At 40.7% G+C, this 23,533-nt stretch carries 24 protein-coding genes and 1 tRNA gene; 17 read left to right on the forward strand and 8 right to left on the reverse strand.

What is annotated here, in order from left to right; translation table 11 throughout:
• Nucleotides 1–4: 4 nt before the first annotated feature.
• Nucleotides 5–328: an ATP-dependent Clp protease adapter ClpS gene (gene clpS / locus G399_RS0114820; RefSeq protein ID WP_006010401.1), complete on the reverse strand. Its 324-nt coding sequence runs from the start codon at nucleotides 326–328 to the stop codon at nucleotides 5–7.
• Between the two features lie 202 nt (nucleotides 329–530).
• On the opposite strand from clpS, the gene cspD reads away from it, so the two are divergent.
• The 7 genes from cspD to G399_RS0114855 all read left to right on the forward strand — a co-directional run bounded on the left by cspD (nucleotide 531) and on the right by G399_RS0114855 (nucleotide 7,461).
• Nucleotides 531–752 (forward strand): cold shock domain-containing protein CspD, encoded by a 222-nt coding sequence (gene cspD / locus G399_RS0114825; RefSeq protein WP_006010405.1) that lies wholly within the window; start codon nucleotides 531–533, stop codon nucleotides 750–752.
• Nucleotides 753–1,020: 268 nt separating this feature from the next.
• Entirely contained in the window at nucleotides 1,021–1,644 is a 624-nt protein-coding gene (locus tag G399_RS0114830; RefSeq protein ID WP_006010407.1) for a pseudouridine synthase, read from the forward strand.
• A 104-nt stretch (nucleotides 1,645–1,748) separates the two neighbouring features.
• Nucleotides 1,749–2,918, forward strand: coding sequence for a tRNA 2-thiouridine(34) synthase MnmA (mnmA, locus tag G399_RS0114835; protein ID WP_006010408.1), 1,170 nt, complete (start codon nucleotides 1,749–1,751; stop codon nucleotides 2,916–2,918).
• Between the two features lie 13 nt (nucleotides 2,919–2,931).
• Nucleotides 2,932–3,558 (forward strand): high frequency lysogenization protein HflD, encoded by a 627-nt coding sequence (gene hflD / locus G399_RS0114840; protein ID WP_006010409.1) that lies wholly within the window; start codon nucleotides 2,932–2,934, stop codon nucleotides 3,556–3,558.
• A gap of 81 nt (nucleotides 3,559–3,639) precedes the next feature.
• On the forward strand, nucleotides 3,640–5,019 hold the full coding sequence (gene purB, locus G399_RS0114845) for an adenylosuccinate lyase (RefSeq protein WP_006010415.1): 1,380 nt from the start codon (nucleotides 3,640–3,642) through the stop codon (nucleotides 5,017–5,019).
• 328 nt (nucleotides 5,020–5,347) lie between these two features.
• Nucleotides 5,348–6,310, forward strand: coding sequence for an adenylate/guanylate cyclase domain-containing protein (locus tag G399_RS0114850; protein WP_226988939.1), 963 nt, complete (start codon nucleotides 5,348–5,350; stop codon nucleotides 6,308–6,310).
• Nucleotides 6,307–7,461 (forward strand): cupin domain-containing protein, encoded by a 1,155-nt coding sequence (locus G399_RS0114855; RefSeq protein ID WP_006010420.1) that lies wholly within the window; start codon nucleotides 6,307–6,309, stop codon nucleotides 7,459–7,461. Before G399_RS0114850 ends, G399_RS0114855 begins: the two co-directional genes overlap by 4 nt.
• A gap of 154 nt (nucleotides 7,462–7,615) precedes the next feature.
• Here the strand turns inward: G399_RS0114855 and G399_RS0114860 are convergent, their stop codons facing one another.
• Complete coding sequence (locus tag G399_RS0114860; RefSeq protein WP_006010422.1) at nucleotides 7,616–9,844, reverse strand: NADP-dependent isocitrate dehydrogenase; 2,229 nt, start codon at nucleotides 9,842–9,844, stop codon at nucleotides 7,616–7,618.
• 373 nt (nucleotides 9,845–10,217) lie between these two features.
• Between G399_RS0114860 and G399_RS0114865 the strand changes: the two genes are divergently transcribed.
• Nucleotides 10,218–10,679, forward strand: a complete 462-nt coding sequence (locus tag G399_RS0114865) for a YchJ family protein (RefSeq protein WP_034897331.1) — start codon at nucleotides 10,218–10,220, stop codon at nucleotides 10,677–10,679.
• Between the two features lie 5 nt (nucleotides 10,680–10,684).
• Here G399_RS0114865 and G399_RS0114870 read toward each other — a convergent pair whose 3' ends face one another.
• From G399_RS0114870 to hemA, 6 genes are read right to left on the reverse strand one after another with little or no spacing between them, the layout of a single operon-like run.
• On the reverse strand, nucleotides 10,685–11,341 hold the full coding sequence (locus G399_RS0114870) for an esterase/lipase family protein (RefSeq protein WP_006010428.1): 657 nt from the start codon (nucleotides 11,339–11,341) through the stop codon (nucleotides 10,685–10,687).
• A gap of 51 nt (nucleotides 11,342–11,392) precedes the next feature.
• Nucleotides 11,393–12,232 carry a 3-deoxy-8-phosphooctulonate synthase gene (kdsA, locus tag G399_RS0114875; RefSeq protein WP_006010430.1) on the reverse strand — a complete coding sequence of 280 codons (840 nt, stop codon included), beginning with the start codon at nucleotides 12,230–12,232 and terminating at the stop codon, nucleotides 11,393–11,395.
• Between the two features lie 18 nt (nucleotides 12,233–12,250).
• On the reverse strand, nucleotides 12,251–12,514 hold the full coding sequence (locus G399_RS21760) for a SirB2 family protein (protein WP_081585762.1): 264 nt from the start codon (nucleotides 12,512–12,514) through the stop codon (nucleotides 12,251–12,253).
• Nucleotides 12,515–12,548: 34 nt separating this feature from the next.
• The gene (gene prmC / locus G399_RS0114880) at nucleotides 12,549–13,523 is read right to left on the reverse strand and encodes a peptide chain release factor N(5)-glutamine methyltransferase (RefSeq protein WP_226988940.1); all 975 of its coding nucleotides are present in this window, start codon (nucleotides 13,521–13,523) and stop codon (nucleotides 12,549–12,551) included.
• Entirely contained in the window at nucleotides 13,498–14,586 is a 1,089-nt protein-coding gene (prfA, locus tag G399_RS0114885) for a peptide chain release factor 1 (RefSeq protein WP_006010434.1), read from the reverse strand. The genes prmC and prfA overlap by 26 nt, the downstream gene beginning before the upstream one ends.
• Entirely contained in the window at nucleotides 14,583–15,866 is a 1,284-nt protein-coding gene (gene hemA / locus G399_RS0114890) for a glutamyl-tRNA reductase (protein ID WP_006010436.1), read from the reverse strand. Before hemA ends, prfA begins: the two co-directional genes overlap by 4 nt.
• 321 nt (nucleotides 15,867–16,187) lie before the next feature.
• On the opposite strand from hemA, the gene lolB reads away from it, so the two are divergent.
• The 9 genes from lolB (at nucleotide 16,188) to G399_RS0114935 (ending at nucleotide 23,400) form a co-directional block, all read left to right on the forward strand.
• Entirely contained in the window at nucleotides 16,188–16,823 is a 636-nt protein-coding gene (gene lolB / locus G399_RS0114895) for a lipoprotein insertase outer membrane protein LolB (protein ID WP_006010437.1), read from the forward strand.
• On the forward strand, nucleotides 16,808–17,653 hold the full coding sequence (gene ispE, locus G399_RS0114900; protein WP_006010438.1) for a 4-(cytidine 5'-diphospho)-2-C-methyl-D-erythritol kinase: 846 nt from the start codon (nucleotides 16,808–16,810) through the stop codon (nucleotides 17,651–17,653). Before lolB ends, ispE begins: the two co-directional genes overlap by 16 nt.
• A 39-nt stretch (nucleotides 17,654–17,692) precedes the next feature.
• Nucleotides 17,693–17,767, forward strand: a tRNA-Gln gene (locus G399_RS0114905).
• Between the two features lie 30 nt (nucleotides 17,768–17,797).
• Complete coding sequence (locus G399_RS0114910) at nucleotides 17,798–18,745, forward strand: ribose-phosphate pyrophosphokinase (RefSeq protein WP_006010439.1); 948 nt, start codon at nucleotides 17,798–17,800, stop codon at nucleotides 18,743–18,745.
• A 311-nt stretch (nucleotides 18,746–19,056) separates the two neighbouring features.
• Entirely contained in the window at nucleotides 19,057–19,494 is a 438-nt protein-coding gene (locus G399_RS0114915; RefSeq protein WP_006010440.1) for a hypothetical protein, read from the forward strand.
• Between the two features lie 278 nt (nucleotides 19,495–19,772).
• Nucleotides 19,773–20,408, forward strand: a complete 636-nt coding sequence (locus G399_RS0114920; protein WP_006010441.1) for a 50S ribosomal protein L25/general stress protein Ctc — start codon at nucleotides 19,773–19,775, stop codon at nucleotides 20,406–20,408.
• A 5-nt stretch (nucleotides 20,409–20,413) separates the two neighbouring features.
• Nucleotides 20,414–20,998 carry an aminoacyl-tRNA hydrolase gene (pth, locus tag G399_RS0114925; protein WP_006010442.1) on the forward strand — a complete coding sequence of 195 codons (585 nt, stop codon included), beginning with the start codon at nucleotides 20,414–20,416 and terminating at the stop codon, nucleotides 20,996–20,998.
• 64 nt (nucleotides 20,999–21,062) lie between these two features.
• On the forward strand, nucleotides 21,063–22,154 hold the full coding sequence (gene ychF, locus G399_RS0114930) for a redox-regulated ATPase YchF (RefSeq protein ID WP_006010443.1): 1,092 nt from the start codon (nucleotides 21,063–21,065) through the stop codon (nucleotides 22,152–22,154).
• 244 nt (nucleotides 22,155–22,398) lie between these two features.
• On the forward strand, nucleotides 22,399–23,400 hold the full coding sequence (locus tag G399_RS0114935; protein WP_006010444.1) for a hypothetical protein: 1,002 nt from the start codon (nucleotides 22,399–22,401) through the stop codon (nucleotides 23,398–23,400).
• Nucleotides 23,401–23,533: the final 133 nt, after the last annotated feature.

Raw genomic sequence — 23,533 nt, forward strand, 5'->3', positions numbered from 1 at the left:
CTTACTATTGCGCCGGTTCCATTGTACACATCAATGGATGTTGGTATTTTCGTGAATGTTGATTCACTTGCATCACTTTGGTCTCTGCAATCTCTGCAGTAAATATGCCACAAACAGCCCTACCTTGGGTATGTACGGTAAGCATTAACTGATTTGCTTTTTCAGGATTAATATTGAAATAGGTCACCAGCACCTCTATCACAAACTCCATAGGCGTGTAGTCATCATTGTTAAGCATCACCTTGTACATCGGCGGCGGCTCAACTTTCTTCTTAACGGTGTCAATTTGCTTTTCGCCGTCAATGCTAATTATATTTTGTTTAGTCATAGTTACTATAATAGTGTCAAAAATAAGAACAGGACCAGTTTTTTTAATAAATTGTCATAATACTTAATTTGTACTTGACAATTACTGGTCAAAAAACATACATTTTTAGTACGTGATGCTTTTTTGGTTAACATCACTTCGTTGTCCCTTTTATTGTGGGGACAAATTTGCTGTAATTCAAGGATCAAGAAAAGGAAATAGCATGGCATTAGGCAAAGTTAAGTGGTTTAACAATGCTAAGGGGTTCGGTTTCATTGTACCCGAAGACGGCGGCGAAGATATATTTGCGCATTATTCGACTATCAAAATGGATGGATACCGCTCTCTCAAAGCTGGCCAAGACGTGACTTATGAAGTCCAACAAGGTCCAAAAGGTTTACATGCGGAAAACATTGGCTTAAATGACGAAGAGCCAGACAGATAGCCGAAAACCGTTTAAAAGCGTATAAACAGAGATAAAAAAGTGGGATATGGTCCTGCTTTTTTGTGTCTGAAAATTATACTTAAGGCATCCATGTTTAGTTACAAAATAGTCCAAAATAATGCCTATTACGGCATTCTTGATTGACAAAATGAGGGCTCAATACGTTTCAAACGGAGATGAACGTAAAAAGATTCTTACGCTAAACACGACTTCGTGGCATAATTATTTTCATTAAATACTGAGAATAAAGTTTAGGCAGTCAATTTTCGTGAAAAACTCACAATCAACGTATTTTAGTCAACGCCGAAAAAAACAAGAAAATAAGCCGTCAGAGCCGAAAAAAACGGTCCTTTTTAATAAACCTTACATGGTGCTGACGCAATTTACTGACCAACAGGAGCGCAAAACGCTCAAAGACTTTATTCCTATTTTAAACGTGTATGCTGCCGGCCGTCTTGATCGTGACAGTGAGGGACTGTTGATATTGACCAATGACGGTAAACTAGCAAATAAAATTTCATCGCCAAAAAATAAAACCAGTAAAACCTATTGGGTACAAGTAGAAGGGCAACCTTGTGCATCCGATTTAGACAAGTTGCGTAATGGTATAACTTTGAACGATGGTCCGACTGTAGCGGCTAAAGTTGAACAAATACTTGCCCCTGACTTATGGGAAAGAACTCCGCCAGTGAGGTTTAGAGCAAACATTCCTACCACATGGTTGTCCATCACCATTACAGAAGGACGAAATAGGCAAGTTCGTCGTATGACAGCGCATATCGGATTCCCTACGCTGCGACTTATTCGATATAGTATTGGCAATTGGACATTAGACAACATAGCCAGTGGTGAGTATGTTGAGCTGAGTTCAACCAAAAGCGAACTAAATTAGTCAATTTTACACTATGAGAAACTATAAACCCTGGTTAAAAATTGCTATTATATGTGCCCTAAATCACCGGCCATTCGTATCAACATAAAAAAGGTAGCAGCTCGTTGACTCACAATAATACGCTTAGTTCATCAAAACCAAACTCTGAAATAAAGGTCATCGTCGGTATGTCAGGCGGTGTTGACTCTTCAGTGTCAGCTTATCTTCTGCAACAAGAAGGTTACCAAGTTGAAGGTTTGTTTATGAAGAACTGGGAAGAAGACGACAATGACAAATATTGTGCGGCAGCCGAGGATCTAGCTGATGCACAAGCGGTAGCCGACAAACTTGGTATTTATCTTCATCAAATCAATTTTGCTGCAGAATACTGGGATAATGTATTTGAATATTTTCTGCAAGAATATAAAGCTGGCAGAACACCTAATCCAGACATAATGTGCAACAAAGAAATCAAGTTCAAAGCTTTTTTAGAATTCGCAGCAGAAGATTTAGGTGCCGACTACATTGCGACAGGTCATTATGTGCAACGCCAGTTTGAAGATGGTAAGTGGAAGATGGTTCGTGGCCATGATAGCAACAAAGACCAAAGTTATTTTCTATACACCCTCGGTCATGAGCATATCGCTAAAACACTCTTCCCTGTTGGCGCTATAGCGAAACCAAGAGTGCGTGAGATTGCCCTGCAGCAAGGTCTGGTAACACACAACAAAAAAGACAGTACCGGCATTTGCTTTATCGGTGAACGCAAATTCAAAGATTTTCTTGGCCAATATTTACCTGCTAGCCCGGGCGTTATTGAAACCACCGAAGGTGAAGAGATTGGTCATCATGATGGTCTCATGTACCACACACTAGGACAGCGTAAAGGCTTACTTATTGGTGGCAAAAAAGAACACGGCGAGGCGCCTTGGTACGTTGTCGATAAAGAGGTATCGCGTAATGTTTTAGTTGTTGGCCAAGGTGCTAACCACCCACGCCTTTATTCTGACGGCTTAATTGCAAATCAGTTGCATTGGGTTGACAGAAAAGGGCCAGTCGAAGCAGGCAAAATGATGGTAAAAACTCGTTATCGTCAAGCAGATATACCCTGTACTGTTACACCTGATAACAATGGTAATGTAAAAGTCATTTTTGATGAGCCTCAAAAGGCCGTCACACCAGGCCAATCAGCTGTCTTTTATATCGAAGACACCTGCTTAGGTGGTGGCATAATAGAAGGCTACTTGGTTGACAACGAAGTTAAAAAAATTCCAACAAATATTGCTGAAGCATAAGGGTAAAAAATAAATGATTAGCCCTGATATAGAACGTCACATAGCCCTCGCGGGAGTATGTCAAGCCGCAGCATTAGTGCAAAGTGTGGCTAGAAAAGGTAGTGCTGATGCGCAAGCCATTGAGACAAGTATTTCAAGTATTTTGGTCACGGCGCCAGACAATCCACAACAAGTCTACGGTTCCCTACCTAATTTAACTGTGGGTTTTAATACATTGCTCGCACAATTAGACAATGAAAGCCGCCACAAAGATGCCGAAATAACGCGTTATGTAGCGTCGATGTTGAGTTTAGAACGAAAGCTAAGTAAACATCCCACTGCGTTAAATACCTTGGGCGAGCGGATATCGCACGTACAACGTCAATTGGCGCATATCGATATCGAGCATACTCAAATAATGTCATCGTTAGCAAGCGTGTACACCGATGTCGTCAGCCCACTCTCTCCGAAAATTCAGATAGCTGGAAATCAGCAATACCTTGGTTTGGAAACGAATCAACACAAAGTGCGCGCATTGCTTCTCGCTGGTGTTCGTTCTGCAGTGCTGTGGCGCCAAATGGGAGGCAAAAGAAGACACATATTATTTAACAAAAATCAGATTTTAACAGCGGCTAAGCAAGCTGTACGCGTCATTTCCTAACACAGAAAGGGTGGAAATGCATTGCGACTCAAATGTAAAATGCATATTTAATTCGTAATTTATAATTTTTAAGGACACACAATGAACCTATCCGCACTTACTGCTCTTTCGCCTGTGGATGGCCGCTACGGCACAAAAACAAAGGAGTTGAGAGAATATTTCAGCGAATATGGTTTAATTAGGCAGCGTGTCATTGTTGAGGTTCGCTGGCTACAAGCACTCGCAAAACATCAAGACATCACGGAGATCCCTACTCTTAGTAAACACGCGAATGCTCTGTTAAACAATATTATTGAACAGTTTTGTGAAGCTGACGCCCAACGTGTTAAAGATATTGAAGCAACAACAAATCATGATGTCAAAGCAGTAGAGTACTTCCTAAAAGAAAAAGTAGCGGATAATGCCGAACTACAAGCCATTAATGAATTTATTCACTTCGCTTGTACGTCAGAGGATATTAATAACCTATCACATGCATTGATGCTCAAAGGCGGTCGTGATGATGTATTGCTCCCCTATTGTGACCAACTTATTTCTGAGCTTACTCGCTTAGCCAAAGAATACCGATGTGTTCCAATGATGGCGAGAACTCATGGCCAACCAGCCTCGCCTACAACAATGGGTAAAGAAATGGCAAACGTGGCAATGCGTCTGAAACGTCAAAGAGCGCAAATTGCAAACGTCGAACTGTTAGGCAAAATCAATGGTGCAGTAGGTAACTACAATGCCCATTTGAGTGCATATCCAAGTACAGACTGGCATAAATTTGCAGGCGATTTTGTTAGTGGACTGGGTATCACATGGAATCCCTTTACGACTCAAATTGAACCGCATGATTACATTGCTGAATTATATGATGCGATCGCTCGTTTCAACACTATACTCATCGATTTTGATCGCGATATATGGGGTTACATCGCCTTAGGTCATTTCAAACAAAGAACCATTGCTGGTGAAATTGGCTCGTCCACAATGCCGCATAAAGTCAACCCAATCGACTTTGAGAATTCAGAAGGTAACTTAGGCATTGCGAATGCCATCTTAGGTCATTTAGCAACAAAACTACCGGTCAGCCGCTGGCAACGAGATCTAACTGATTCCACCGTTTTAAGAAACTTAGGTGTCGGTTTAGGTTATGCGGTCATTGCTTATCAAGCAACATTGAAAGGCATAAGCAAGTTACAACTTAACGAACCAAGCTTACTTGCTGAACTCGATAATAACTGGGAATTACTGGCTGAACCTATTCAGACAGTGATGCGTCGTTACGGCATTGAAAAACCTTATGAGAAACTCAAAGAATTGACGCGTGGTAAGAAGGTCAATGCGGCAGTAATGGCTGAGTTCATCGATAATTTAGAATTGCCGCAGGAAGTCAAAGTTGAATTGAAAAAACTGACGCCGGCAAACTATATAGGTGATGCAATCAGGCTTGTTGATCAGTTGCTTGCAGAACAATAACCTGAAAAAATAGACGCTTAATTAAAGACTCACAAGGATGTGTGTCATGTTGCATGTTTTGCCTGTGCTTAAACAGTATTTTGAGCGATTAAATTCTCCCCCCCTAACAATTCAATCAAAACCAAGCAAGAGAGCTGAGATATTAGCCGGAATTTGTTTGTTTTTGTGTTTAGTTTTGTTTGTTCAATCGTTAAAACTATTATGCTTTTCGGATATCCCCAGTGTACATATGCACATAATCAATATGCTATTGCACCTTAGTTTTTTTTCTTCCGCATTTTTCTTAAGTAAATTGAATCTGTTTGAATTAGCTAGGTGCTTGCTAATCTTGACTTATATTAGCTATCTCATCACTGCTATTTTGTTATGGCAAATAAACCTAAATATTCAATTTTACTTTTTACTGGGCATGTTTGCTTGTCTCTATTTTTTTCATCCTCGGGAGACCAAGTACTTGTGGATAACACTGTGTATATTTTGTGGATTGTTTATCTACTTCCAAACCCAATTTGTGTTTTCTATTGGTAGGGAAGATTGGCAGTTTGGTGTCATAAATGTCAACACATGGACACTCTCAATTTCTTGTTTCCTGCTGGCCACATGGATCCGCCGACAGATCAATCGTAGTTGGCAACAAATGCAAATGACAGAGCAAAAAACAAGACAGCTATTACAAAAGGTGATCCCTAGTAGTATTGCGCGTTACCTTATGTCAGCTGAGCCTTTGAGTTTAGAAAATTGTATTACTGAACATTCATTTGCTAGCATCATATTTATCGATTTCACTGAGTTCACACCTTATAGCCGCCAAACCTCAGATAAAAATTTGGTCACGTTTTTACACCGCATATATTGTGTATTTGATACTATTGCAGAGCAACATCAGCTAACTAAAATAAAGACTAATGGTGACCAATATATTGCCGCGGTTGGTCTGGGCAATAGCTCGTTAAGCTCTTATGAAACGAGTCAACAGTGCTGTCAATTTGCACTCGCCATCAGTCGAGAATTTGAAATTAAAGCCGGTGTAAATATTGGGATTAAAATGGGTATAGCATCAGGCAATGCAATTTCCGGTATTATTGGACAATCAAGACCCGCATTTGATGTGTGGGGGAATACAATGAACCTTGCTTCCCGCTTAGAATCAACAGCCGCGAATAGAGAAATTCAGGTCTGCCAACAAACCATGCTGTATAGTATGCAAAATTTTAGATTTTGTTCTGGGTTAACGCAGCCGCTGAAAGGCTTAGGACAAGTTACCGTATATAAGTTATTAGGTGCAAAATGATCATCAAAAAATTCGACCAAACTCACTTCTTGACAGAATATTGGCAAAAAAAGCCATGTATTATTAGAGGTTTCGTTAAGTCATTCAACGACCCTATTGATGAACATGAATTAGCTGGCTTAGCTCAAGAAGATGAAGTAGATAGCCGCATTGTTTCCTGCTTAAACGGGAGATGGACAGCAACTCAGGGGCCTTTCGAGACATTTGAAGATGTATGTTTAGGCGCTTGGTCTTTGCTTGTTCAGGGCGTTGACAAATACATTGATGATGTTGACGAACTAACTCAATTAGTCAACTTCATCCCCAACTGGCGTCTTGACGATGTCATGATCAGCTTTTCAAACGAAGGTGCTGGTGTTGGCTCCCATACTGATGAATATGATGTACTTATTATTCAAGGAAAAGGGTCAAGGCGCTGGCAAGTTGGTGTGCCCGGCGATTATTTAGAATCTATTCCCCACCCTTTACTAAAACAGATTGATGATTTTGTACCTATTATTGATGAAGTGCTGTTACCGGGTGATGTTGTCTACATCCCCCCAAAACATCCTCATAATGGCGTCGCCCTTACCGACTGCCTTAATTACAGTATCGGTTTTAGAGCGCCTACGTCACTTGAATTGTTGAGCGGTTTAGTTGATGAGAACAGTATCGATCCTGCAACTTCACTGCGCTATACCGATGCTGAATTACTTGGCCTAAGAACAATTAATACACCAAGCGCTGCGGTTAATTCAGCTGAAATAGACAGAATAAAGCAACATCTTAATCAATTGATTAATTCTGAACAAGCAGAGCATGCACTTCTGCAATTACTTAGCCGTCAAGGCTTACCAAATGACGAAGCCCTAAAAGCAAATTACACTATTGAGGATGTTCGCGGTGAATTGCTGGATGGTGTATCGTTGGCCAAAATGACAGGCGTCAAGCCAGTATATGCGGAGCAACAGAGGTCTGAGAGGTTCGTGTTTTTCATTGATGGAACCTCATTTACAGTAGACATCACGCTAAAGGATGCTTTTGAAGTTTTACTCAACAATAAAGACGTCGCCATCGGTATAGATATTGACGAAGAAGTTCTCAATAACCTTGAGTTTGTCGCGATTGTGACAGACTTGATAAATATCGGTTATTGGGTTTTATTAGATTAGCAAAGCATCAACTTGCTGTTAATGCCTAGTGAGCTTTATTGTGCTCTCAAAAACTAAAAAGGTTAGATGATTTTTCATCTAACCTTTTAGTTTTGCAATCAGTCTGTGGTGACTAAAAGGTGTTAACTTTAAATACAGTTAACACCCCGACGTTTTAAACTGACGCAAGTATTTCATTTAATGTCGCACTCGGACGCATTGTTTCAGCAACTAAATTATCATCTGCAAAGTAATAACCATTTACATTAACAGAGACGCCTTGTGCGCTATTCAACTCGTTAACAATCGTTGCTTCTTGTGCCGTTAGTTTTTCGGCTACAGGCATAAATTGTGCTTTCAATTCAGGATCACCAGATTGTGCGGCAAGTTCTTGCGCCCAATACGTAGCTAGATAAAAATGCGAACCACGGTTATCCAGTTCATTTACTTTTCGTGATGGCGATTTATTTTCTTGCAAGAACTTCGCTGTTGCTCTGTCCAATGTATCTGCCAACACTTTTGCTTTCGGTTTATCCGTCGTTACACTTAAGTGCTCTAAAGAAGCCGCTAATGCTAAAAACTCACCCAACGAGTCCCAACGTAAGTGATTTTCTTTTTCAAATTGCTGAACGTGCTTAGGCGCAGATCCACCAGCACCGGTTTCAAACAAACCACCGCCATTCATTAATGGAACGATAGATAACATTTTAGCACTTGTACCCAATTCCAATATCGGGAACAAATCAGTTAAATAATCGCGCAATACATTGCCCGTTACAGAAATCGTATCTTCACCCTTTGCACAACGTTGCAATGTAAATTCGGTAGCTTCAACGGGGCTCATTATTTGAATATCCAAACCCGCAGTGTCGTGATCTTTAAGATATATATTCACTTTCTTAATCATTTGCGCATCGTGTGCACGGTCTTCATCTAGCCAGAAAATGGCTGGCGAATTTGTTGCACGAGCGCGAGTCACTGCTAATTTTACCCAATCCTGTATAGGCGCATCTTTGGCCTGACACATTCTCCAGATATCACCATTTTCAACATCGTGGGAAATCAATACATCACCCGCCGTATCAACAACTCGAACCACACCCGCTGCAGGCAAAATAAAGGTTTTGTCGTGCGAACCATATTCTTCGGCTTTCTGCGCCATCAAACCAACATTAGGCACTGTACCCATGGTTGTTGGATCAAATGCACCGTGCTTCTTGCAGAATTCAACAACTGAGGAGAATACACCTGCGTAGCTGCGATCGGGGATCATAAACTTGGTGTCTTTTTGCTTACCGTCTGGTCCCCACATTTGACCTGAAGCTCTTATTGCAGCTGGCATTGAGGCGTCAATAATAACATCACTTGGGACATGTAAATTAGTAATACCGAGGTCTGAGTCAACCATTGCCATCTCTGGGCGAGTACCATATACAGCGTCGATATCTGCTTCAATTTCAGCTTTATGTTGCTCTGGTAGTGATGCGATCTTGGCATATACATCACCTAAACCGTTTTTAACATCAACGCCAATTTTAGCAAAGGTATCAGCATGTTTAGCAAACACGTCTTTATAAAATACTTCAACTGCGTGGCCAAAAATAACAGGGTCTGATACTTTCATCATTGTCGCTTTCATATGCAATGAAAGCAGGACGTCCTGCTCTTTGGCTAAGTCAATTTCTTTGTTAAAAAAGCTAACTAAAGCGGCTTTACTCATTACCGAAGCATCGATGATTTCTTTATCAAGCAGCGACACTTTTTCTTTTAATGTTGTTACCGTGCCGTTAGATACAACAAACTCGATACGTACGTCTTGTGCACCTAAGATGGTTGTTGACCGCTCACTAGCGTAAAAATCACCTGTTTCCATATGCGAAACATGAGACTTAGAATTGGTTGACCAAGCCCCCATTGAATGTGGGTTTATACGAGCATACTGCTTTACTGAAGCCGGAGCTCGACGATCAGAGTTACCTTCACGCAAGACCGGATTTACTGCAGAACCAAGCACTTTTGCATAGCTTTGCTTGATTGTTTCTTGTTCTTCGTTTTTCGGATTTTCTGGATAATTAGGTAAAGCGTAGCCTTTCGCCTGAAGTTCTTTAATCGCAGCTTGAAGTTGCGGCACTGACGCACTGATATTTGGTAATTTAATGATATTCGCTGCAGGTGTCTGAGCTAATTCGCCAAGTTCAGCAAGTGCGTCACAAAGACGTTGTTCTTGAGTTAGATAATCTGGGAAATTTGCAATGATTCTGCCAGCTAAAGAAATATCGCGAGTTTCAACATCAATACCAGAAGATGCAGTAAATGCCTTAATGATCGGCAATAATGATTGCGTGGCTAGCGCTGGAGCCTCATCGGTAATGGTGTAAATAATCTTGGATGTATCAGTAGTCATTAAAATTCCTAATGCTTGTAAACTGTAAAATAAAATAATGAGATTGCTCGAATTTAATGTTGTTAGATTACAATCAAGTGTTTGTGGTTATTGACAGCAATCATCTACGCATATAATTCGAAGCCATACATTTTAAAGGAATTTAAACTATTTTTATATAGGAATAGGATGATTTGCGTAAGACATCGCAACTCATCCGATGAGACTGCCTTATTTGAGTCGCTTTAGCACAAGTCAATTTGCCAGTATTTACTCATTTTTTGATTTATTGTAAAAACACCACAACTTAGGATCTATTTTTTGTCGCTTTCGCTAGAACAATACACTCATTTTAAGTATCTTCTTAGCATACATTGTTGAGATTGAGATAAATATGTACTGTTATTGTTGCAGCAATCGTCTGTTTTCAGATTGTTGCGAGCCTATAATAAAAAATATAAGCGCACTGGATCCAGAGCAACTAATGCGCTCACGGTTTAGTGCATATGCGCTCAAAAACTATGCTTACGTTTTAGCAACCTATGCTCCTGATCAAAGACAAAACCTAAGCTTGTCGACATTACGTGAGTCTGCTAATAACACCAAGTGGCTCAAACTCGATGTATTGGGATCGTCACAAAGAGACGCTACTGGGTTTGTCGAATTTATTGCGACCTATGCCTTGGAAGCCGACTATTTTTACATGCATGAACTGTCCAGTTTCATAAAGCAAGATGAACATTGGTATTACACCACAGGTGTTGAGCAAGATAAGTCAGGAAAATTTACGCCTAATCGAAACGATGAGTGTCCATGTGGCAGTGCTAAAAAATATAAAAAGTGTTGCCGGACATAGTCACTCTATTTTGCAAGCGACTTAAACGCCCCGTGTTGTAAGAATAGGATAACTTGCGCAATAACTGCTGAATTTCGCATCATAAAAGTGTGCGTTACGGGCATCGTAAGGTGATCTGACATCCCTTCTAGTTTGGAGCTTTGAACCGACACTTTGCCATCATTAGGCATAGGTAGCATTGTTGATAAAACCAAATTGACACTGCGAGAGCCGGCAATAATTCCCAATTCAAAATTAGCCGGACCTAATTGATTAGGTAACGCAGTTTTTTTCGCAGAAAGCTGCAAACCAGCAGGTCCATTAACTGTTTTGAAGCCAGGTACGTTTTGTAGCAAATCCACAATTTCGCTACCCGAATTGGGTGGCCCCAGCATAACCACTCGACCTAGGTTTTGCATTTTATATTGGCGCAGAAACTGGCGTACCAAAATTCCACCCATCGAGTGTGTTACAAAATGAATTTTACTATTTGGCGCCACTTTTTTAATAGCGTTACCGATGCTCCATTCTGCAAGCGCTTCGATATCATGTTTTGTCGACGGGTAATCTACATTAACAACCTGATATCCATTTTCTTTTAACGCTCTCTCCAGCTTGTTCATCGAAGAGGCGTTGCGAGCCAACCCATGCAAGAGGATCACAGCTTCGTTGTTAAATATCACGCTATCAAACCACCATTTTCAGATACAACAACATGATGAGTCGCTAAGATGCTATTTGATGTTAAGTGGCGCAAAGCTTTTCACCAAGTCATCAACCGCTTTCATTTGCAACAAATACCCTTCTAACTTATCTAAGGGTAGCGCACATGGACCATCACATTTGGCTTCATCCGGATTAGGATGGGACTCGATAAACAAACCAGCAATACCCAATGCCATGCCACTACGAGCAAGTTCAGCAGCTTGCTGTCGGCGACCTCCAGCAGAATCGCTGCGTCCACCCGGTTGCTGCAGTGCGTGAGTGGCATCAAAAATAACCGGTGCCATAGTTTTCATTTCGTCCATCCCCAACATATCAACAACTAAATTATTGTAGCCATAACAAGAACCTCGTTCACACAACAGAATTTTTTGATTTCCTGCCTCGGCAAATTTCTTAATAATGTGGCGCATTTCATGTGGTGCTAAAAATTGCGGCTTCTTCACATTGATCACCGCGTTAGTTTTTGCCATCGCTACCACCAAGTCAGTTTGACGAGCTAAAAACGCAGGCAATTGAATTACATCCACAACTTCAGCAACCGGTGCTGCTTGGGAAGCCTCGTGAACATCTGTAATAATAGGTACTTGGAATTGACTTTTAATTTCTTCAAAAATTTTTAAACCCGCTTCCAAACCAGGACCACGGTAAGAATTAACAGAGCTTCTGTTTGCCTTATCAAATGATGCCTTAAAGACATATGGAATGCCTAATTTAGTTGTTATTTCTTTATATTTTTCAACAATCTGCATTGCTAAATCCCGCGATTCCAACACATTCATGCCACCAAAAAGAACAAATGGTGCACTATTATCAACGGTTACATTTTGTACTTTAACTTGTGTAATCACAACAGAATAATCCTATGGTCATCGTTCCAGTTTACAGCATATTGACGCTAAGCAGCTACAGCAAAAACGCCTAAAGACACTGACTAAGTTTACCATGCTAGAAATCGTCAGTAACCAAATGGCCGTTGCTAATAAAACTGTGTCAACAACATGTGGTGTTATTTTAAGCCACTTCCTTTGCAATACATCACTGCCTTTTAGCGTGAGTGCAAAGCGGAATGAGAACAGGGCTAAACTAATTACCACAGCGCTCACATGAAGATGGAGGGCTGTTTCATACATATTATCGTCCTTTTTTACAATTATATATTTATTGCTAATTATTAGGTAGCCAGCGTCCTAGTGTCACCCTATCTAATCCATTTAAATCTTGTTTTGTCGTCACTTCTGTATAACCGGTTTCTTGCAGCATCTGCTGGATCATACCGGCTTGCTTGTGCCCATGCTCCAGCAGCAAATAACCACCATTATTTAAAAACTGAGCACCCTCGCAAATTATATGTTTGATATCGTCTAAACCGTCTATACCCGAGGTTAAGGCACTGCTAGGTTCAAATCGAACATCGCCTTGCTTGAGCCATACCGAATTAGATTCGACATAAGGAGGATTAGAAACAATTAAATCGTAAGCTTGGGTTACTGCAATCGCCGAAAACCAATTGCTCAGTACAAACGCGACATCGACGTTATTGAGGATTGCGTTTGCCTCTGCAAGTTCAATTATTTCTTGTTTAAAATCACACCCAGTAACAAGCCAATGTGGACATTCTGATTTAATTGCCAAAGCGATAGCACCAGTACCGGTGCCTAAATCAAGTACATTTGCATGATTTGAGAGCGGCAATGATATCGCTGTTTCAACCACTATTTCGGAATCAGCTCTAGGAATTAAGGTGTGTTCTGACACTCTCAAATTCAGCGTCCAAAAGGGCTGACATCCAACGATATAGGCTACTGGATATCCTAATATACGTTTGCTAAGTGCCGTGACAAGCTTCTTTTTACCACCAACACATAGCGGTTTATCGCTTTGGGTAATTAACTGCATGGATGTTTTATTAAATGCATACTCAACAAATATTTTAGCCTCTAGCCTTGGGTCATTAAACGTCAGGTTAGCTTGCTGCTCAGATAACACTTTTTTACTAGCAGTCAATACATCAGCAAAGCTATTACATGAATTGATGAACATGCCAATAGCCCTAGTTTGTGTTTCACTAGCGCCATCAATTTTTATGCTACTGCGAGTCGATGCCACTTTTTGATCAATACTCTTCGGACAGTGAAGCAAGCATATCTGCTTGATGCTCTTGACGAATAGGTTCCATTAACGCGCCTAAATCACCCGCAATGATGTCGTCTAATTTATACAACGTTAAGTTGATCCGGTGGTCCGTAATCCGTCCTTGAGGAAAGTTGTAGGTACGTATACGTTCTGAGCGATCACCACTACCCACTAAGCTCTTTCTAGTACTAGCCTCTTCTGCATTGCGCTTATCTTCTTCAATCTGATTTAAACGTGCTTGCAAAACCGACATCGCTCTCGCTCTGTTTTTGTGTTGCGAGCGTTCATCTTGACATTCAACAACCACACCGGTGGGTAAATGCGTGAGCCGGATCGCTGAGTCAGTTTTGTTAACGTGTTGACCACCGGCACCCGAGGCCCTGTAAGTATCTACGCGAAGATCTCCAGAATTAATTTCAATAGCTTCTGACTCTGGAATTTCAGGCAATACGGCTACGGTGCAGGCCGACGTATGAATACGTCCTTGAGATTCAGTTTCTGGTACACGTTGCACGCGATGTCCACCCGACTCAAATTTCAAAACGCCATATGCTCCAGCGCCGCTGACATTAACAATAACTTCTTTGTAGCCGCCGTGATCGCCAAGGTTAGAACTCATTAACTCCAGTTTCCAGCCTTTGGTTTCTGCATAGCGGCTATACATACGAAATAAATCGCCAGCAAAGATTGCTGCTTCATCTCCACCAGCTCCAGCACGGATCTCTAGGAAACAACTGTTGTCATCTTTCGGGTCCTTGGGCAGTAACAAAATTTGCAAACTCATTTCTAGTTCTTCAACACGTGATTTGCTGTCTTTTAACTCTTCTTGCGCCATTTCTTTTATTTCAGGATCATTTTCTTGAATCATTTCAAGCGCAGATTCTACGTCTTTTTGGGCTGACTGATAGCTGCCAAACTGCGTAACAACCGCTTCTAGTTGTGAGTATTCCTTGCTTAAATTACGGAATTTATCTTGATTACCAATCACACTAGGATCGCCTAATAGCGCTTGAACTTCTTCAAAACGCTCCACCAACGATTCTAATTTATTGACTACGGACTGTTTCATTCTTTTCCTGTTTCTCTTTTGACTGTCCCTTGTAATCCTAGCGCTTTTGCTAAAAAGTTGAGATTATTATCGTCGGGCAGCTTACTTGCATGTTGCAAAGCTTTGGTTGGGCCGTGTAACATAGCTTGGGTTAATTTGAAGGCCAACTCTTTCATGGCCTCGTCTGGCGCAATGCCATCATCAATCTGCTTTAATGCTCTTTGCAGCGCATCATCACGGGTTTGTTCTGCTTTTTCACGATAATTTTTTATTAAATCAATGTTTTGGTAATGCTGCTGCCAAAACCCGTATCCAACTACCATTTTGCTAATCATGTGTTCAGCTTGTTGCGCCGCAATTTCTCGATTTGCTACGTTTTGTTCCACAATATTCTGCAAATCATCTACTGTGTATAAATAGGCATCATCTAACTCGCCTACTTCATGTTCTATATCTCTAGGTACCGCCAAGTCAATCAACAGCATAGGCTTATGCTTTCTTGCTTTAAGCGCTGTTGCTACGGTACCTTGGCCAATAAGCGGCAATGAGCTTGCGGTCGAACTGATCACAATATCAGCTTGCACCAAATGCTCTGGTATTTGACTAATTGTTATTGCAGTCCCGTTTAGGCTTTGTGCGAGTTTACTCGCTCTTGAAAGCGTTCTATTGGCAACTGTAATCGATTTTGTTTCGGCGTCGACCAAGTGCTTTGCTACCAATTCGATGGTTTCACCCGCCCCAATCAACAACACATTACTGTGTGTTAATTTTGAAAATATTTGTTTTGCTAACTGCACTGCCGCAAACGCAACAGAAACTGCGTTAGCACCAATTTCAGTGTCGGTACGCACTTTTTTTGCGATAGAAAAGGTAGATTGAAATAACTTTTCAAACTCTGCACTGATCTTACCCGCGTTTTTAGATTCCGTATATGCTTGCTTAACTTGACCTAAAATTTGTGGTTCACCTATTATTAACGAATCCAATCCGCACGCAACTCGCATAAGATGATTAATGGCGTCGTCTCCGTGCTTGACATAACTGTGCTTATTAATAATCTCATAATCGGTTTGATGAAAATCCGCTAACCACTGACATAGCTTGTCCGCATCCTCAGGCTGTTTTGCCTTGATGTACACTTCGGTTCTATTGCAAGTAGATAATATAACTACCTGCTTAGCACCCGTATATTGAGGGCAAGATTGCAGAGCATGCGCAAGTTTATCGGGTGAAAAGGCAACTTTTTCCCGCAAATTTACCGGTGCAGACTTGTGATTAATCCCGAGCGCAATGATGGTCATTAAGAAAAGATATTAGTACCATATTAGGTTTGTTCGCCGCATTGTACGAAAAAGCGTATATGATTGAAAGAAATTGAGATTAAAGAATTTATTAATAGACATCAGTAGTCAGTCGATTCTGCTATATTCAATGCGGTTTACTACTAAAAATACTTACTATAAGCGTTATAATTCAAGGCCAAGCTTATTAAATAATAAAGAGCACTAACTAGGCAATTGATTTGCACATTTTTTAACTTTATCATTTCGTTATCTCGCTAATTTAATTTAAGTAGCAAAAATGCTAGTCTTTCAACGCGTTATTTCACCAAAGGCTTTTTAGTGCTTACCACTTCACCATATAAATTTGTTGGTATTTATCTTCTTATTTTGCTAGTTACTGGCTGTAAAAACACGCACAACCTGCATAATCGAAAAGCAATTGATATGTCGGCTGAGTATCTGCAATTGCATAATCAACAAAAACTAACGTTAATGAGTCACTGGGAACTCACTGGCAAAATTGCAATTATTACACCGAGTGAACGCAAGAGTGCCTACTTAAATTGGCAACAATCAAATCAAGTTGTCGATTTTCGGCTAAGCAACTTGATTGGTGTATCCTTACTTAAGCTGACTTACGATGGTGATGTTGCGCGTTTACAAGCGGATGGCGAAGAGTACGAGGGAGAATCGACAGAAGCCCTAGTTTACCAAACCACAGGATGGATACTTCCCCTAGATAACTTGCCTCAGTGGATTAAAGGCTCGGTCGGTGAACAGGACCGCGTGGTATTGAGTGACAAAGGCTTACCAGAAATTATTCAGCCTATTTGTGCAACATGCACTGGTTGGGAAATTACCTACAGTCAATATGAACATGTGCAAGGTGTTTGGCTTCCTTTTTTAGTTGAAGTTAATAATCCATTAAAGCAAACCCGATTAAAATTTAAGGTCAGTCAGTGGCAAAGAAAATAAGCTGGTACCCAAGTCCTGCAAAGCTTAATTTGTTTTTGCACATTACCGGTCGCTATGAAAATGGGTATCATCAGTTGCAGAGTCTGTTTCAATTATTAGACAAAAGCGATGAGATTGGTTTCGACATAAATGCTAACAGTGATATTAAAATAGCCGAGCAATTGTCTGGCGTGCCCGAGCACGAAAACTTAGTTTACCGCGCTGCGATGGCACTGAAAGCATATGCTCCGCAAAGAAGCGGCTGTGCGCTGCACATCAAGAAATGCTTACCTATAGGTGGTGGAATCGGTGGTGGTTCTTCAAACGCAGCAACGGTTTTAGTTGTGTTGAATCAACTATGGCATTGCAACTTGGACACTGAAGCGTTGGCCAAAATTGGCTTAACACTGGGTGCTGACGTGCCTATTTTTGTGCATGGAAATACGGCATTTGCAGAAGGCGTTGGAGACGTGTTATTGCCAACGCTCAGACCTGAGAAGTGGTATTTGGTGGCGACGCCCAATGTATCAATATCTACAAAAGAAATATTTACTTCGGTTGACTTACCTCGAAATACGCCTAAGATCGACGTTAAAACATACCGGTTTGAAGAAACTCACAATGATTGTCAAACTTTAGTTGAGAAAACGCATAAGGATGTTGCAAATTTATTACGCTGGTTGTTACACTACGCACCGTCGCGAATGACTGGAACAGGAGCGAGTGTTTTTGCGGTTTTCGATGCGAAAGAAAACGCAGACAAAGTTCTCCATCTGCTACCCGATTGTTATGCTGGTTTTGTTGCTAAAGGCGTTAACCGTTCAGGTTTGCATATCGCCCTTGGGATCTAAAATAGCTGACATCTAGTTGTTGACAAGTTAAAACATTATTGGGGTATAGCCAAGTTGGTAAGGCAGCGGGTTTTGATCCCGCGATCGTAGGTTCAAGTCCTGCTACCCCAGCCACCACCTAAACAACGCACTGAGGATTATCTTGTGCCTGATATGAAGCTTTTTGCAGGAAATGCTGTACCTGAACTCGCCCAGAAAGTCGCCGAACGTTTATACACTAAATTAGGAAATGCCAGTGTTGGTCGTTTTAGTGATGGTGAAATTTGTGTAGAAATTCATGAAAACGTGCGTGGTTCTGACGTTTTTATTATTCAATCTACTTGCGCGCCAACCAATGATAACTTAATGGAATTAATCGTTATGATTGATGCTTTCCGTCGCGCTTCTGCCGGCCGAATTACCGCAGTTATCCCCTACTTTGGTTATGCACGTCAAGACCGACGCGTGCGCTCGGCAAGAGTTCCAATTACAGCGAAAGTTGTTGCTGATTTCCTTTCAAACGTTGGCGTAGATCGCGTTTTAACCGTCGATTTGCATGCCGAACAAATTCAAGGTTTCTTTGATGTACCTGTAGATAATGCGTTTGGTACGCCAATATTACTTGATGATATGTTCCAACGTGACTTTGTTCGACCCATTGTTGTTTCACCTGATATTGGTGGTGTTGTGAGAGCACGAGCAACTGCCAAGCTGTTAAATGATTCTGACTTAGCTATTATTGATAAACGTCGACCTAAAGCAAACGTTGCTCAGGTAATGAACATTATCGGTGATGTAAAAGGCAGAGACTGTATTATTGTCGACGATATGATCGACACGGGTGGGACCTTAGCGAAAGCAGCTGAGGCACTTAAAGAGCAAGGTGCAGCAAGAGTATTTGCATATGCGACACATGCGATATTCTCAGGCAATGCGGTGGAAAACCTGCGAGATTCTGTGATTGACGAAATCATTATTACTGACAGTATTCCGCTTCGCGCAGAAATAAGAGCGTTAAAGAAAGTTAAGCAGTTGTCACTTTCAGAGATGTTAGCAGAAACGATCCGCCGTATTAGCAACGAAGAATCTATATCAGCGATGTTTGAATACTAAACGCTAAAAATAACTAAAAAAGCCGCCTATTTTTGCCGATTTGCGGCTTTTTTTGTATTTAAAATTATATTATCTATTTAAAGCTATGTTATTTATTTAAAGCTATGTTATTTATTTAAAGCTATTTTTTATTTAAAACAAAGCATCGGTCAGACTTATTCTAAATTGATTACATTATGATGAAGTCAGTCTACAAAACCCAGTCTGTATAGACCTTAGTGCGTTCGGCCATGCTGCAATCGATAATAGCAGTCTAAACTGCTATGTTAATGGTGCAGTGTTAGACTTAAATTTTTAAAGGAAATATTAATATGTGTATGTCAAAGGGTTCTATCATCCGTCTTTTACTGTTAACTGCGGCGCTATCCGGATGCTCTGGTGAAAACGCAGATAAAGCCGCAAATACGCCCGAAGATAAAGTAATCGAGCAAACATTAAGTAATGATATGCAAAAAGTATCTTCCGACACAGCAGAATTATTGGTTTTAAAAGGCCAAGTATTATTTCAACAAATGGAAGGCGGTTTTTTTGGTTTTATTGATGAGAATGGTAATAAATACACGCCGATAGGCATGAACAAAGCTGATTTACGTCATGGCTTAGTAATCCAGTTGAGCGGCAAACTATTACCTAATATGCTCACAACTACCCAATTTGGTGAGGTTATTAAGGTTGAAAGTGTCGTCATCCTAGATGAGTCAAATGCGCAGGAAGCAGGACGTCCCAGCGTCAATGACACAGATTTGTAAAACAAAACACTGACCAAACCAAAGATTATCTACTTTGCGCTTAATTTAGGCTGGCTGAGCTTAAGTTTACATTGTGTGTTAGTACCCGCAGTGATAGAATGCGCCGCCCGTTTTAGTACGGGCTTTTGTTTTTTACTGGTGTCGTCTACTCGCGTTATATCTTTAATACTAATTCGGTAACAAAGAAAAGACGGTAATAAAAAGCGGTAACAAACAACAACATACTCGATTTGGTCGCAAAATCGAGCTTATTAATTTTATATATTTGGAGACATAACATGTCTAAAGCAATTTTTAAATTGGATGCAACTATCCGAACTGACATAGGGAAACGTGCGAGCCGCCGCCTTCGTCTTCAGGATAAAGTGCCTGCAATCGTTTATGGTGGTGAAGAAGCGCCGATATCTATCACCCTTGAACATAATAAAGTAAACCAAGCTCAAGAGTTTGAAGCTTTTTACTCGCACGTGTTAACAATTAACATTGATGGTAAAAAAGTAGAAGTGCTTGTTAAAGATATGCAACGCCACCCGTTTAAGCCAAAAGTAACGCACATCGATTTTCAACGCGTTATTGCTGGTCAAACTTTAACTACTAACGTACCTATTCACTTCATTAACGCAGCAGAATCTGACGCGATTAAATTGAATGGAGGTCACGCTGAGCATCACATGAACGATATCGAAGTTTTATGTATGCCTAAAGACTTACCTGAATATATTGAAATTGATTTACGTAATATTGAAATGGGTCAAACCATTCACTTATCAGACGTTAAATTCCCTAAGGGCGTTGAATCGGTTGAGTTAGGTAAAGGCGAAGAGCATGATTTAGCAGTGGTTACTGTTAAAACGGCTAAGGGCCCAAGCGTTGAAGCAGCAGATGAAGGTGAAGCAGACGCAACTGAGGCATAATCAGTTTGTCTGACATTCGTCTAATCGTGGGTCTGGGTAATCCAGGCCCCGAATACCAAAGTACCCGCCACAATGCGGGTGCGATGTTTGTTGAAAGCTTAGCTTCAAGATTTAATTGTCCTTTAAAGTTTGAAAGTAAGTTTTTTGGTTTTACCGGTCGTTTTACTCTACACGGGCGCGACATCCGTTTGCTCATCCCAACTACCTTTATGAATAAAAGTGGCCAAGCGGTCGCTGCATTAGCCAACTTCTACAAAATAGATTATGACCAACTTTTAGTTGCATTCGATGAACTCGATTTTGACCCAGGAGTTGCTAAATTCAAAATAGGTGGTAGTTCAACGCAAAATGGTATTCGCGATATTGTTGCTAGCCTAGCCAATCAACGGGAATTTTTGCGACTGAGAATAGGTATCGGTCACCCAGGTCATAAAGGTAAGGTTACCGGCCATGTTTTAGGTAAAGCCGCACAAGCAGAGCAAGAAAAAATTGATGCCGCTATAGATGAAGCAATCAGATGTACTGAGATCTTAATCAAAGAAGATTTAGTCTCCGCTATACAGCGATTGCATTCTTTCAAAGCGGATTAAATATTATTTGGTATTGCGTTTGACGCAATGCTTCTCAATAAATAGATATTAAAGGACCAATAATATGGGTTTTAAGTGCGGCATTGTAGGCCTACCAAACGTAGGAAAATCTACTCTTTTTAATGCATTGACCAAAGCAGGTATCGAAGCAGCAAATTTCCCGTTTTGTACCATTGAGCCTAATACCGGCGTTGTCCCTGTGCCTGACGAAAGGCTGGATGCATTGGCAAAGATAGTAGTACCTCAGCGCGTCATTCCAACCACTATGGAATTTGTGGATATCGCTGGTTTAGTGGCTGGAGCATCGAAAGGTGAAGGTTTAGGCAATAAATTTTTAGCTAATATCCGAGAAACAGATGCCATTGGTCATGTTGTGCGCTGTTTTGACGATGAAAACATTATTCATGTTGCAGGTAAAATAGACCCGCAAGAAGATATTGACATCATCAATACTGAACTTGCATTGTCAGATTTAGAAACCGCAGAAAAAGCCATATTTCGCGTTGGGAAAAGAGCAAAAAGTGGTGATTCAGATGCTAAATTTGAGTTAAAGGTACTTGAAAAGTTGTTGCCTTGTTTAAACGAAGGTCAATTACTGCGTTCTATTGAGCTAAGCAAAGAAGAACACGCGGTCATAGCCTATATGAACTTTTTAACCTTAAAACCAACAATGTATATTGCTAACGTCAGCGAGGATGGTTTTGAAAATAATCCTCACCTTGATAAAGTGCGTGCGATTGCTGAAGCCGAAGGCGCTACTGTCGTCAGTATTTGTGCCGCTATTGAGTCTGATATTGCCGAGTTAGACGAAGAAGAAAAAGCCGAATTTATGGCCGATTTAGGCTTAACAGAACCAGGTTTAAACCGCGTGATCCGTGCCGGTTATAGCTTGTTGACGTTGGAGACTTATTTCACTGCCGGTGTCAAAGAAGTCAGAGCTTGGACCTATCCTATCGGCTCAACCGCGCCACAAGGTGCTGGTAAAATTCATACCGACTTCGAAAAAGGCTTTATTCGTGCTGAAATCATTGGTTATGACGATTTCGTTTCCTGTAAGGGTGAAGCAGGCGCCAAAGACGCAGGTAAATGGCGTTTAGAAGGTAAAGATTACGTTATCAGAGATGGCGACGTTATTCACTTCCGTTTTAACGTGTAAAACTTATTTTAAGCCCGCATTAGTACTAGTTAATGTGGGCTTAATACGACTCCATTCAGTTCATTAATCATAACTAAGCAATTGATTTAATTTAGTTATTACTTGTTTTAGTCTAACCATCATAAATATTTTATACTCATGTAAAACCCAAAAGATATATTTAACGTAACAAGGCTACAAAATGAATTACGACTTACTTATTGTAGGTCAAATGCACGTTAATAGTATTTGGTGACAAAACTACATGAAAACGCAACTCCCATTATTGCCCGGTGAGACAGCACTACCTAGCGCACCAAAAGTGTTATTGGATGACGGCACCAACTGTATTCCGCAGCATTATTTGTCTTATCATCACACAAAAGAATCTGTAGACAATATCGTAGCCGAAGTAAGCTACGATCCAAGTTACCTGCTATTTGTAGACGAAGACAAAGGTGGAATATTTATTCAGGTCGGCATTATTGGCGTCGATAATTATATGAGTGCCCAATCACAAGACAGCCAAAAGATAGTTTATGGTCGACGCTGGCGTGTTGAACCCCAGCTCCCTTCTTCTGAAATTATACAAACCGCATTTTTAGCGATAATGAAGGCGCGAGAACATGAAGTTCGAGAGTTAATAAAATACAACGATAATAACAAAGCGACAACACCGTTCAGTTGCCATCATGACCTCCCACTAATGGCGATGTCAGGGAAAACCAATACCGATGATAAAAGCGGCCATGTAAGCGAGGTTGCGCTGCAAAAGGTGATTGCTAAATTACAGTATGACCACGGTTACTTCGAACTTGTCAAGCTTTTACCATTAAGCAGCGAACAACTGCTTGTAACAGTTCAGTTCAATTGCTCTGATACGACTAAGTTGCCTGAACTACTGGTGCTGTCTAACTTTAATGTGCTCATTGAAGCACCTACCGAAAATGCGCTTTTATTCAGTTTAATGGACGCGTTATTACACTTAAGTAACCGCCATGTAGAGGAACATTTCACCTTTAAAACATTCGCGCGGTTTTCAAGAAAAAACAGTATTAGAAAAATAAGTGAGTTGTCAGCTAAAACCCGACACAAAGGGCTTACCGAGAATGACATAAATTTTACCTTAGCTTTCAAACAAAGTAATTATGATACAGATGAGACCAGAGTACCGAGATTATCAGACTCCGTATTAGGCCTAAAACTGGTCTCACAAATGCAAAAGTTTAATATTGCGACTGGAATGTTACCAAGAAAATTTCCATAATATTGGGCATAGTGAAGGTTTCTTGACTAATTTGTGTCCAACTAGTTATTTCATGCAAAAAAGGGGTTGACGACCTCACTCCAACTGAGCATAATACGCGCCACTCTGAAGCGGACTAGCGCTGGTTTGGAGT

Origin of the sequence: Brumicola pallidula DSM 14239 = ACAM 615, from assembly GCF_000428905.1 — a bacterium.
Classification (GTDB): domain Bacteria; phylum Pseudomonadota; class Gammaproteobacteria; order Enterobacterales; family Alteromonadaceae; genus Glaciecola; species Glaciecola pallidula.